The following is a 12,133-nucleotide window of genomic DNA, read 5'->3' as shown; positions in this document are numbered from 1 at the left end:
GTCCTAGCGCAGGTCGGGGCTCACCGGCCGGTCGTCCGCCAGCTCGCCGAAGAGCTTCTTCGCGCGTGCGGTGTCCCACCGCACGGCGCTGCCCTTCGAGGTCCGGAAGCCCAGGCTGGAGACCGGGACCTTGACCTGCTGCCCGTCACCGGCGGTCACGCCCTTCATCGCCTGGAACAGCGACAGGAGATCGGGCATCTCCATGCCCTTGTCGACAATGAGCGTGTCCAGCCCCGCGCGCATCGTCGGATACATCGTGAACGGGTCGAGGGCGACGCCCGGCGTGGCGGCCTTGTGGGCGAGTGCGGCGAGGAATTTCTGTTGATTCTTGGACCGTCCGAGATCGCCCTCGGCCTCTTGGTGGCGCTGCCGGACGAATGCGAGTGCCTTGGATCCGTCGAGGTTATGGCAGCCCTTCTTCAGATTCAGGCCCGATTTCTCGTCCCGTACATTCCTGTTCACGCACATGTCCACGCCGCCGACCGCGTTCACCAGGCCCACGAATCCCGCGAAGCCTATTTCGGCGTAGTGGTTGATGCGCAGACCCGTATTGTGCTCGATGGTGCGGATGAGCAAATCGGGGCCGCCGAGGGAGTACGCCGCGTTCAGCTTGTTCCGGGCCGCGCGGTAGTGCTTGCCGGTCTCGGGGCGGGTGAACGAGGGGATGGTCACCCAGGAGTCACGCGGGAGGCTCATCAGCGTGCTGCCGTGCGCACCGGTGTGGAGCACCATCATCGAGTCGGTGCGGCCGCCGTCGGCGGAGCCGGTGTGCAGCTGCTTCTTGGCCGCGCCGGACAGCCCCGTGCGGCTGTCGGAGCCCACGATCAGGTAGTTGGTGCCCTTGCCGCTCGGCGGGCGGTCCGTGGCGGCCTTGCCGAGGTCGACCTTGCGGTCGAGCGTGCTGTCGGCCCAGACGTAGGTACCGGCGGACGCCACGAGCGGTACGGAGATCAGGAGGGCCACCGCCCGCGCGATCCGGCGGCGCCTGCTGGCGGGTTGCCGGGGCGGTCTCCGTCTGATGACCGGGCCGCTGATGACCGGGCCGCCGCCGAAGCCCGCCCCGCCACCGTTCTGGTTCCTGTCCACCCACTCGCTCATGGCGCGCCAGTCTGCATGTTCACCAGTCCTACATCAAATGGACGACAGTTCTTCATGATCGTTAGATCGGAGTTGCTGGGCGGCGGTGCCCGAGCGGTGCATGCGGTGCCACGTCAGCCGGGCGCCGAGCAGCGCGGCGACCACGGACTGGATGACCACCAGGTACATCAGCTGCCGGTAGACGAAGAGCTGGAACGGCATCGACCACAGCGACCGCAACCGCTCCCCGTCCAGCCGCAGCGCGTATCCGGCGCACACCAGCTGGACCGCGAGGAACGCGCACCAGATCCCGGCCGACTGCACGGGGCTGAGGAAGAGCGCGCCGTACAGGGCGAACAGATCGACGATCGGCGCGATCAACGGCAGCAGTACCTGGAAGAGGACCAGGTACGACAGCCCCCGGCGCCCGAAGCGCCCGGCCGGGCCCAGTTCGACGGCGGCCCTCCGGTGCTTCCACATGGACTGGAGCGTGCCGAAGCACCAGCGGTAGCGCTGCCGCCACAGCTGGCGCAGCGAGGTGGGCACCTCGGTCCAGGCGACGGCCGTCTCCTCGTACACCACGCGCCAACCGGCCCGCCACAGGGCCATGGTCAGGTCGGTGTCCTCGGCGAGGGTGTCCTCACTGACCCCGCCGACGCCCATCAGCGCGTCCCGGCGGAACGCGCCGATGGCGCCCGGGACGGTCGGCATGCACTCCAGCACCTCGAACATCCGGCGGTCGAGGTTGAAGCCGAAGACGTACTCCAGGTGCTGCCACCGGCCCAGCAGGGTGCGCCGGTTGCCGACCTTGGTGTTCCCGCTCACCGCGCCGATGGCCGGGTGGGCGAGCGGCTGGATGAGCTGGTGCACGGCGTCGGCCTCGAAGACGGTGTCGGCGTCGACCATGACCACGATGTCGTGGGCCGCGTGCGCGAGACCGGTGTTGAGGGCGGTCGCCTTGCCGGAGTTGACCTGCCGGATCACCGACACCCGGGGGTCGTCGATCCAGGTGGCGAGGTCCGCCGTCCGGTCCGTCGACCCGTCGTCGACCACGATGATCTGGAGATACGGATGGGTGGAGGCCAGCAGCGAACGGACGGTGGCCTCGATGCCCGCCTCCTCGTTGTACGCGGGGACGATCACCGTCACCGGCTCGTTGACCTCGCGCAGCCAGGGGGAGCCGGGGCGGAAGCGGGTCAGCCGCCGGACATGGGCGCGGGCGAAGAAGACGAGGGTGACCAGCCGCAGCAGGCCCAGCGCACCGGCGATCGCGAGCACCCAGGCCATGGCGCTGGTGAACGCCCGCCCGATGGCACCGGCCCAGAGCAGCGCATGGCCCTCCGCGCGCTCCCACAGGGACGCCGGGATCTCGCCCGAGGGCGCCCCGATCCCGGCGGTCACGGTGGTGAACCGGTCGACCCGCCGGTCGCCGAGCAGCTTCTTCGCCTCCTGGTACGCGCTCTCGTTCTGGCTGAACTGCCGGACCACGCCCTGCGACGGCTTGCGGTACCACTGATCGGCGGTGACCAGCGTGTATCCGTCGGCGGCGACGCGCTGCGCCGCCTTCCACTCGGCGCCGCACAGGGTGTCCATCGCGGTCGTCTGGGGCATCCGGAGCAGCCCGGTGCGGACGCCAGAGGAGCCCGCCAGCGCCGACTGCGTGAGTGACAGTTCGAGACCGGTGCGAGCGGATGACGAGGTGCCCAGGTCGGCGCCGGTGTAGGTGTTCGACCCGATCTCATGGCCCGCGGCGCGGATCCGCCGCACCAGGTCCGGGTGCTCGGCCGCCTTGGCGCCGTAGAGGAAGAAGGTGGCGTGCGCGTGGTGCTCGCGCAGCAGGTCGAGCAGGCGCGGCGTCCATACGGGGTCGGGGCCGCCGTCGAACGTGAGCGCCACGGTGCGCGCGGGCACCGAGGCCGACGACACCTTGCCGTCCTTGATGCGCAGAACCGGGCCTCCCTTGTCCACGGCCCGGGGCGCGGGGGTGGCGCAGGGGCGCCGCGTCTTCGCGGCGTCGATCTCGTTGTCGGTCCACCCCTGGAACATCAGCATGGCGAACATCACAGGGAGGACGATGATCAGAAACAGCCAGTGTCCCCGCGGATCACGGGCCGCGGCATGCCGACGTCTGGGCTTGCGGCTCATCCGCCGACGCCCGGGGCCGCCCGGCGGAGGACCCGGACGACCCGTCTTCGGCCCGGCGCGGGGCCGGGCGCGGTGACCACCACCAGGGCGCGGTGAGCGTTCGCTATGAGACGGGTTTTCTGTCGCTTGCGGTTCCGGCTGGCCTTACACATGTGGAGGGAGTGTAGCGATCAGTCATTTCGGCGCGACCCCTCGATTTCCTACTGGCCAGTTGTCCCGCGTGACAAAGAACTCACTTATGGCGGAAGGGCGGCAGTGTCGCTCTTGGCGGTTGACGGGCCGCCGTATTCGATGATCGAATCGCCAGCCTCGTCAACCGCCAGCCGGAATGCGGTCATTCACGTTGCCGTTAAGCGCATTTCGCCGACACCGCACCGGATGAATTCAGAACGGCACGCCGCAGCGCAGCAGTACGTTCGCGTACGGCCGCGCCTCACCGGTCCGTACGACCAGTTTCGCCGTGGCCGTACGGGACTTCAGCTCCTCGTGCGACACGAGGTCCAGCGCGGGGTACGGGAAGTACGCGTCCAGCAGCGCCATCGCCGCCGGGTTGTACTCGCTCACCTCCTGCGCCGCGACCGCCCCCTCGGTCACCAGCTCGTCCAGCAGCCCGGCCAGCACCTGCTCGAAGGACGGCACCCCGGCCGTGAAGGCCAGGTCGACGACGACGGGACCGGAGGACGGTATCGGCAGGCCCGCGTCGCACACCATCACCGTGTCGGTGTGGCCCAGCAGCGCAAGGCCCGCGCTCAGATGACGGTTGAGGATCCCCGCACGCTTCACAGGGCGGCCACCTCGTCGGTGGTCGGGAAGGACACCTGCGCCCCGGCCCGGGTCACGGCGGCCGCGCCGACGCGTACGGCGTACCGGACGGCGGTCTCCAGGTCGTCGCCGACGCCCAGGCGCCAGGCGAGCGCACCGGTGAAGGCGTCACCGGCGCCCGTGGTGTCCACGGCCTCGACCGGCAGGCTGGGCACCCGGACCGTACGGTCGCGCTCGGCGACGAGCGCGCCCTCGCCGCCCAGGGTGACCACCACCGAGCGCGGGCCGCGCGCCAGCAGCGCCGCCGCCCACGCCTCGGGGTCCGTGGCGTCCCCGGCCGGGTCGTCGCTCAGCAGATAGCGCGCCTCGTGCTCGTTGACGACGAGGGGATCGCACGCGGCGAGCACATCGGCGGGCAGGGGCGCGGGCGGGGACGGGTTGAGCACCACGCGCGGCCCGGGCCGGTCGCCGAGGCCCGCGCCCGCCGCGCGGACGACCTCGGCGACCGTCTCCAGCGGGATCTCCAGCTGGAGCGAGACGACACGGGCGGCGGCCAGCAGGCTCCCGGCGCCGCGTACGTCCTCGGGGGTGAGCCGGGAGTTGGCGCCGGGGGAGACCACGATGCTGTTGTCGCCCGAGGGATCCACCGTGATCAGCGCGACCCCGGTGGGCGCGCCGCCGACCAGGACGCCGGTGGTGTCGACCCCGGCGTCGCGCTGCGAGTCCAGCAGCAGTCGGCCGTGGCCGTCGTCGCCGACCCGGGCCAGCAGGGCCGTACGGGCCCCGAGGCGGCCTGCGGCGACGGCCTGGTTGGCGCCCTTGCCGCCCGGGTGGACGGCCAGGTCGGAGCCGAGGACGGTTTCCCCGGCCCCGGGGCGGCGGTCGACGCCGACCACCAGATCGGCGTTGGCCGACCCCACGACCAGGAGGTCGTAGTCGTGCATGCGGTATGTCCTTTCAGACGGCCAAGATTGTCAGCTGTCAGCGGATACCTGTCAGCGGATACCTGTCAGCTGATACCTGTCAGCTGTCAGGCGTCAGCCGATACCTGCCAGCTGTTACGCGTCAGCTGATACCTGTCAGCCGATCATTGTCAGCTGTCGCCGGAGGCCTCACTTCGCCGCGACGACCTTCACCGGGACCTTGACCGTCCCGGCGATCTTCTGACCCTTCGCGGCCTTGATCGCGTTCCGTACGACCAGCCGTCCCAGCTCCTCGGGCTGCTGGGCGACGGTCGCGGTCATCGTGCCGTTCTTCACCGCCTTGAGCCCGTCCGGTTCGCCGTCGAAGCCGACGACCTTCACGGACTTGCCCGCCTTGGAGCCCAGCGCCTTGATCGCGCCGAGCGCCATCTCGTCGTTCTCGGCGAAGACGCCGTCGACGCCGGAGTGGGCCTGGAGCAGGTTGGTGGTCACGTCCAGGGCCTTGGTGCGGTCGAAGTCCGCGGGCTGCTTGCCGACGACCTCGATGCCCGGGTACTCCTTCAGCCCCTCCGCGAAGCCCTGGCCGCGCTCGCGCGAGGCCGACGTACCGGCGACGCCCTGGAGGACCAGGATCTTGCCCTTGCCGCCGAGCCGTTCGGCCAGCGTCCTGGCGGCGAGCTTGCCGCCCTCGATGTTGTCGGAGGCCACCAGGGACGCGATGTCCGCCTTGTTGACCGTGCGGTCGGCGGCGAGTACCGGGATACCGGCCTTGTTGGCGGTCTTCACGGACGGGCTCGCCGCGTCCGAGTCGACCGGGTTGATGATGATCGACTTCATGTTCTGGCTGGTGAAGTTCTGTATCTGATTGGCCTGCTGGGAGGCGTCGTTCTGGGCGTCGGTGACGGTGAGGCTGATCCCGGCGCGCTTGGCCTCGGCCTGGGCGCCCGCCTTGAGCTGGACGAAGAAGGGGTTGTTGAGGGTCGAGACCGACAGCCCCACCTTGGGCTTGTCGCCGCTGTCGGAACCGGAGTGCCACAGCGACGAGCCGAAGGCGAACGCGGCGACGACCACGGCGGCCACCGCGAACTTCCCGGCGTTCATGGCAGCCTTACGGCCGCCGCCGGACGGCCCACCGGCCGACGCTCCCGGCGCTGCGGGCCGCGCCCCGGCGCGCCGTCGCACCGTGTCGAGCAGCACCGCGAGCGCGATGACGACACCGATGACGACCTGCTGCCAGAAGGCGGAGACCTCCAGCAGATTGAGCCCGTTGCGCAGCACGGCCAGGATCAGCGCGCCGATGAGCGTGCCGGACGCCTTGCCGACGCCGCCGGACAGGCTCGCGCCGCCGATGACGACCGCGGCGATCGCGTCCAGTTCGTAGCCGACCGCCGCCTGCGGCTGCGCGGAGGAGAGCCGGGAGGCGAGGACGATGCCCGCGATGGCGGCGAAGCCGCCGGACAGGGCGTAGATGACCAGCTTCTGGCGGCCCACCCGGATGCCGGAGAGCCGGGCCGCCTCCTCGTTGCCGCCGATCGCGTACATCGCGCGGCCCGCGTACGTACGGCCCAGCACTCCGGAGGTGATCAGGCCCATCGCGATCATCACGAGCACCGGAACCGGCAGCCAGCCGCCGAGCGTGTCACCGAGGCCGGACACCGAGTCGGGGACGGAGATGGGGCTGCCCTGCGAGATGACCAGGGCGAGGCCCCGGCCGACCGACAGCATCGCGAGCGTGGCGATGAACGGCGGCAGCTTGCCGAAGGACACCAGCGCCCCGCTGACCAGGCCGCACGCGACACCGGTGGCGACGGCGAGCAGCGCCGCGAGCCACACCGGCAGCCCCTGCGAACTCGCCGACCAGGCGAGCACGGTGGCGGACAGCGCGGCCACCGAGCCGACCGACAGATCGATGCCCGCGGAGACGATGACGAAGGTGACGCCGAAGGCGAGGATCGCGGTGACCGCCGCCTGGACGCCGACGTTGAGGAGATTGTCGGTGGTGAGGAAGTCGCCGGACAGCAGCGACATGGCCGCCACCAGCAGCACCAGGGCGCTCAGCGCGCCGTTGTCGAGCAGCACACGGCGCAGCACGGCCGGGCTCCCGGGGTCCTTCGTGGACGCGAGCGTGTCAGTGGCCACGGGAGCCCTCCTTTTCGTTGGCGCCGACGCCTTCGTCGTCGCCGTCTGTGCTTCCTTCGACGCCCTTGACGTCCTTCACCGCCAGGGCCATGACGGCGTCCTGGGTCGCTTCCCGCGCGGTCAGCTCTCCGGCGATCCGTCCCTGGGCCATGACCAGGACGCGGTCACTCATGCCCAGCACCTCGGGGAGGTCGCTGGAGATCATCAGGACGGCGTGGCCGGACGCCGTGAGTTCGTTGATGAGCTGGTAGATCTCGACCTTGGCGCCCACGTCGATGCCGCGGGTCGGCTCGTCGAGGATGAGCACCTTGCTGTCGGCGAGCAGCCACTTGCCGATGACGATCTTCTGCTGATTGCCGCCGGAGAGGGTGCGCACCCGCTGGTCGAGCCCTGCCATCCGGACCGCCAGCTGTTCGGCGACGCGCTCCGCCGCGCGGCGCTGCCCGGCCCGGTCGACGAGCCCGGCGCGGGTGGCGCCGCGCAGCGTGACCAGGCCCAGGTTCTCCTGCACGGACGCGTCCAGGACCAGCCCCTGGCCCTTGCGGTCCTCGGGGACGAGGCCGATCCCGGCGTCCATCGCGGCCACCACGTCATGGCGGGGCAGCGGGGTGCCCGCGACCTCGACGGTGCCGGTGTCGTACGGATCGGCGCCGAAGAGCGCCCGTACGACCTCGGTACGGCCCGCCCCGACGAGTCCGGCGAGGCCGACCACCTCCCCGGCGCGCACCTCGAAGCCGATGTCCTGGAAGCTGCCGCCCCGGCCGAGCCCCCGGACCTTCAGCAACGGCACGCCGTCGCCTTCAGTCTCGGGACGCTCCCTCGGGTACTGCTGCTCGATGGACCGCCCGACCATCAGCCGCACCAGTTCGTCCCTGTAGGTGGAGGCCGGGACCTGGGTGACGCTGCGGCCGTCGCGCAGGACGGTCACCCGGTCGCCCAGGGCGGCGATCTCCTCCAGGTGGTGGGTGATGAAGACGACGCCCACGCCGTCCGCGCGCAGCGTGCGGACGATACGGAAGAGCTTGTCGACCTCCTCCGTGGTGAGCACGGCAGTCGGCTCGTCCATGATGAGCACGCGGGCGTTCAGGGAGAGCGCCTTGGCGATCTCGACCATCTGCAGCCGGGCGATCCCGAGGTCGCGGACGCGGGTCCGGGGGGAGACGTCCACGCCGACGCGGGCGAGGAGTTCGGCGGCCCGCTCGTCCATCGCCGTACGGTCGATCAGCCCGAAGCGGCGCGGCTGGCGGCCCAGGAAGATGTTCTCGGCGACGCTGAGGTCGGGGACGAGGTTGAACTCCTGGTAGATGGTGGCGATGCCCAGCCGCTCGGCGTCCTGCGCCCCGTTGATACGGACCGGGCTGCCGTCGACCAGCACGCGGCCGCCGTCCGGGCGGTGCGCACCGGAGAGCATCTTGATCAGCGTGCTCTTGCCCGCGCCGTTCTCGCCGAGGAGTACGTGCACTTCGCCACGGCGGAGGTCGAAGTCGACGCCGTCCAGCGCGACCACGCCCGGGAACGTCTTCCGGACCCCCTCCATCCGCAGGATCTCCACCCCCTGGTCTGCGGGGCGGTCTGCGGGGCCGTCCGTGGGCGCGGGCGGCGCCGGTTCCGGCTCGGGGCTGGGCGTCGCGGTCATGGCGTGCTCCCTTCGGGCTCGCCGCAGGAGCGGCGGGGGACCAGGCGGGCGGACAGGGTCACCGATGCGGCGGGCCGCCCCTCGACGCGGTCGATCAGCGCGCGCACGGCGGCGTGGCCGAGGTCTCCGGTGGGCTGGGCGATGGCGGTGATCGGCGGATCGGTGTGGACGAACCACGGGATGTCGTCGAACGCGGCGAGCGCCACGTCGTCGGGCACCCGCAGCCCGCGCGAACGGATCTCGTCCATCGCGCCGAGCGCCATCAGATTGTCGGCGGCGAAGACCGCTTCGGGGGGCTGGGGCAGATCGAGGAAGCGGGCGGTCACCCGCCGCCCGCTGTCGGCCTGGAAGTCGCCCTGGCCGATGTAGTCGGCGGGCAGGGCGAGGCCGAACTCGCGCAGGGCGGAGCGGAAGGCGTCCACCCGCTCGCGTCCGGTGGTGGTGGCGGCCGGGCCCGCGATGATGGCGAGCCGGCGGTGGCCGAGGGCGTGCAGATGGGCGACCAGATCGCGGACCGCGCCCCCGCCGTCGGTGCGCACCACGGGCACCTCGTCCAATCCCTCGCCCTCGATCCAGCGGTCGACGAAGACCATGGGCGTCCCGGCGCGGGCGGCGTCCAGCATCAGCGGGGAGCCGCCGTCGGTGGGGCTGACCAGCAGGCCGTCGATACGGCGGTCCACCAGGGTGCGGACGTGGTGGTCCTGGAGGTCGGGCCGCTCGTCGGCGTTGCCGATGACGACGCTGTAGCCCCGGTCCCGGGCCGCGTCCTCGACCGAGCGGGCCAGCTCGGTGAAGAAAGGGTTCAGCACATCGCTGATGACCAGCCCGAGGGCGCGGGTCTGATGGGTGCGCAGCGAGCGGGCGACGGCGTTGGGCCGGTAGCCGAGGTCGGCGACGGCGGCGAGCACCTTGTCCCGGGTGTCCGTACGGACGGCCGGGTGGTCGTTGAGCACCCGGGAGACCGTCGCGACGGAGACCCCGGCGCGCTGCGCCACGTCCTTGATGGCCGGCATCGCCCCACCTCCTCGTGGAATCGATTACATCGATGATGCCGAGGAGATTGGAATCGATTACACGGGGCCGGGGCAAGATGCCGGAACCGGCCGAAACTGGATTGTGATGTTCCGCCCCGCCCCCTGCCCCGGAGTGCCCGCCGCCCGGTTATCCACAGGCCCGGCGTTCGCCCGGGACCGGTGTCCGCCCCGGGCGGTACGGTCGACGCATGCTCAAACTCGCGGTGGTCGAAGGGGTTCTGGAGCGGATCACCTACGCCAATGAGGAGAACGGGTACACGGTGGCCCGGGTCGACACCGGCCGTGGCGCGGGTGATCTGCTGACCGTCGTCGGCTCGCTGCTGGGCGCGCAGCCGGGGGAGTCGCTGCGGATGGAGGGCCGCTGGGGTTCTCATCCGCAATATGGCAAACAGTTCACCGTCGAGAATTACCAGACCGTCCTGCCCGCCACCGTGCAGGGCATCCGGCGCTATCTGGGCTCGGGGCTCATCAAGGGCATCGGCCCGCGCATCGCCGACCGGATCACCGAGCACTTCGGCGTCGACACTCTCGATGTCATCGAAGAGCAGCCCAAGCGGCTGGTCGAGGTCCCGGGCCTGGGCCCCAAGCGGACCAAGATGATCGCCGCCGCGTGGGAGGAGCAGAAGGCCATCAAGGAGGTCATGGTCTTCCTCCAGGGCGTCGGCGTCTCCACCTCCATCGCGGTGCGTATCTACAAGAAGTACGGCGACGCGTCGATCGCGATAGTGAAGAACGAGCCGTATCGACTGGCGGCCGACGTCTGGGGCATCGGCTTCCTCACCGCCGACAAGATCGCCCAGTCGGTCGGCATCCCGCACGACAGTCCCGACCGGGTCAAGGCCGGTCTGCAGTACGCGCTGTCCCAGTCCGCCGACCAGGGCCACTGCTATCTCCCCGAGGAGCAACTGATCGGCGATGCCGTGAAGTTGCTCCAGGTCGACACCGGGCTGGTCATCGACTGCCTGGGCGAGCTGGCCACCGAGGACGAGGGCGTGGTCCGCGAGCCGGTGCCGGGCCCTGAGGACGGCGAGCCGGTCTCGGCGGTCTATCTGGTGCCCTTCCACCGTGCCGAGATCTCGCTCGCCGGTCAGGTGCGGCGGCTGCTGCGCACAGACGAGGACCGGATGCCCGCCTTCCAGGGCGTCGACTGGGACGCGGCGCTCGGCTGGCTCGCCCAGCGCACCGGCGCCGATCTGGCCCCCGAGCAGAGCCAGGCGGTGCGGCTCGCGCTCACCGAGAAGGTCGCGGTGCTCACCGGCGGTCCCGGCTGCGGCAAGTCGTTCACCGTGCGGTCCGTGGTGGAGCTGGCCCGCGCCAAGAAGGCCAAGGTGGTGCTCGCGGCCCCCACCGGCCGGGCCGCCAAGCGGCTCGCCGAGCTGACCGGCGCCGAGGCGTCCACGGTGCACCGGCTGCTGGAGCTGAAGCCCGGCGGGGACGCCGCGTACGACAAGGACCGCCCGCTCGACGCCGACCTGGTGGTCGTCGACGAGGCCTCGATGCTCGACCTGCTGCTGGCCAACAAGCTGGTCAAGGCGGTCCCGCCCGGTGCCCATCTGCTGTTCGTGGGGGATGTGGACCAGCTGCCGAGCGTCGGCGCCGGGGAGGTGCTGCGCGATCTGCTGGCCGACGGCAGCCCGGTGCCCGCCGTCCGGCTGACCCGGATCTTCCGCCAGGCCCAGCAGTCCGGGGTGGTCACCAACGCCCACCGGATCAATTCCGGGACCCCGCCGATCACCCAGGGCCTGGCGGACTTCTTCCTCTTCGTGGAGGACGACACGGAGGAGGCCGGGCGGCTCACGGTGGATGTCGCGGCCCGCCGCGTCCCCGCGAAGTTCGGCCTCGACCCCCGCCGTGACGTGCAGGTCCTCGCCCCGATGCACCGCGGTCCGGCGGGCGCGGGCACGCTCAACGGACTGTTGCAGCAGGCCATCACCCCGGCCCGGCCGGACGTCCCGGAGCGGCGGTTCGGCGGCCGGGTCTTCCGCGTCGGCGACAAGGTGACCCAGATCCGCAACAATTATGAGAAAGGGGCCAACGGAGTCTTCAACGGCACGGTGGGAGTCGTCGCCTCGCTCGACAACGACGAGCAGCGGCTGACCGTGCTGACCGACGAGGACGAGGAGGTGCCGTACGACTTCGACGAGCTGGACGAACTGGCTCACGCCTACGCGGTGACCATCCACCGCTCCCAGGGCAGTGAGTACCCGGCCGTCGTGATCCCGGTGACCACCGGGGCCTGGATGATGTTGCAGCGGAACCTGCTGTATACGGCGGTGACCCGGGCCAAGCGCCTTGTGGTGCTGGTCGGCTCGCGCCGTGCGCTCGGGCAGGCGGTGCGTACCGTCTCGGCGGGCAGACGCTGTACGGCGCTGGATCACCGGCTCGGCGGGACATAGGAGTCGAGGGTGTCAAGAGGG

At 71.0% G+C, this 12,133-nt stretch carries 8 protein-coding genes; 1 reads left to right on the top strand and 7 read right to left on the bottom strand.

What is annotated here, in order from left to right; translation table 11 throughout:
• Nucleotides 1-3: 3 nt before the first annotated feature.
• The 7 genes from ACFV9T_RS08735 to ACFV9T_RS08705 form a co-directional block, all read right to left on the bottom strand.
• The gene (locus ACFV9T_RS08735; RefSeq protein ID WP_385437692.1) at nucleotides 4-1,098 is read right to left on the bottom strand and encodes an LCP family protein; all 1,095 of its coding nucleotides are present in this window, start codon (nucleotides 1,096-1,098) and stop codon (nucleotides 4-6) included.
• A 33-nt stretch (nucleotides 1,099-1,131) separates the two neighbouring features.
• The gene (locus ACFV9T_RS08730; protein ID WP_385437690.1) at nucleotides 1,132-3,222 is read right to left on the bottom strand and encodes a bifunctional polysaccharide deacetylase/glycosyltransferase family 2 protein; all 2,091 of its coding nucleotides are present in this window, start codon (nucleotides 3,220-3,222) and stop codon (nucleotides 1,132-1,134) included.
• Nucleotides 3,223-3,606: 384 nt separating this feature from the next.
• Nucleotides 3,607-4,005 carry a D-ribose pyranase gene (gene rbsD / locus ACFV9T_RS08725; RefSeq protein WP_385437689.1) on the bottom strand — a complete coding sequence of 133 codons (399 nt, stop codon included), beginning with the start codon at nucleotides 4,003-4,005 and terminating at the stop codon, nucleotides 3,607-3,609.
• Nucleotides 4,002-4,928, bottom strand: coding sequence for a ribokinase (locus tag ACFV9T_RS08720; protein WP_385437687.1), 927 nt, complete (start codon nucleotides 4,926-4,928; stop codon nucleotides 4,002-4,004). The genes rbsD and ACFV9T_RS08720 overlap by 4 nt, the downstream gene beginning before the upstream one ends.
• A gap of 168 nt (nucleotides 4,929-5,096) precedes the next feature.
• Entirely contained in the window at nucleotides 5,097-7,046 is a 1,950-nt protein-coding gene (locus tag ACFV9T_RS08715; RefSeq protein ID WP_385437685.1) for a substrate-binding domain-containing protein, read from the bottom strand.
• Entirely contained in the window at nucleotides 7,036-8,583 is a 1,548-nt protein-coding gene (locus ACFV9T_RS08710) for a sugar ABC transporter ATP-binding protein (protein ID WP_385437886.1), read from the bottom strand. Before ACFV9T_RS08710 ends, ACFV9T_RS08715 begins: the two co-directional genes overlap by 11 nt.
• Nucleotides 8,584-8,678: 95 nt before the next feature.
• Entirely contained in the window at nucleotides 8,679-9,695 is a 1,017-nt protein-coding gene (locus tag ACFV9T_RS08705; RefSeq protein WP_385437684.1) for a LacI family DNA-binding transcriptional regulator, read from the bottom strand.
• Nucleotides 9,696-9,904: 209 nt separating this feature from the next.
• Between ACFV9T_RS08705 and ACFV9T_RS08700 the strand changes: the two genes are divergently transcribed.
• The gene (locus ACFV9T_RS08700; RefSeq protein WP_385437682.1) at nucleotides 9,905-12,112 is read left to right on the top strand and encodes an ATP-dependent RecD-like DNA helicase; all 2,208 of its coding nucleotides are present in this window, start codon (nucleotides 9,905-9,907) and stop codon (nucleotides 12,110-12,112) included.
• Nucleotides 12,113-12,133 lie beyond the last annotated feature (21 nt).

Origin of the sequence: Streptomyces sp. NPDC059850, assembly GCF_042731515.1 — a bacterium.
Classification (GTDB): domain Bacteria; phylum Actinomycetota; class Actinomycetes; order Streptomycetales; family Streptomycetaceae; genus Streptomyces.
Note: the sequence above shows the minus strand (reverse complement) of the source record. Positions and strands in the feature narration are given on the sequence as shown.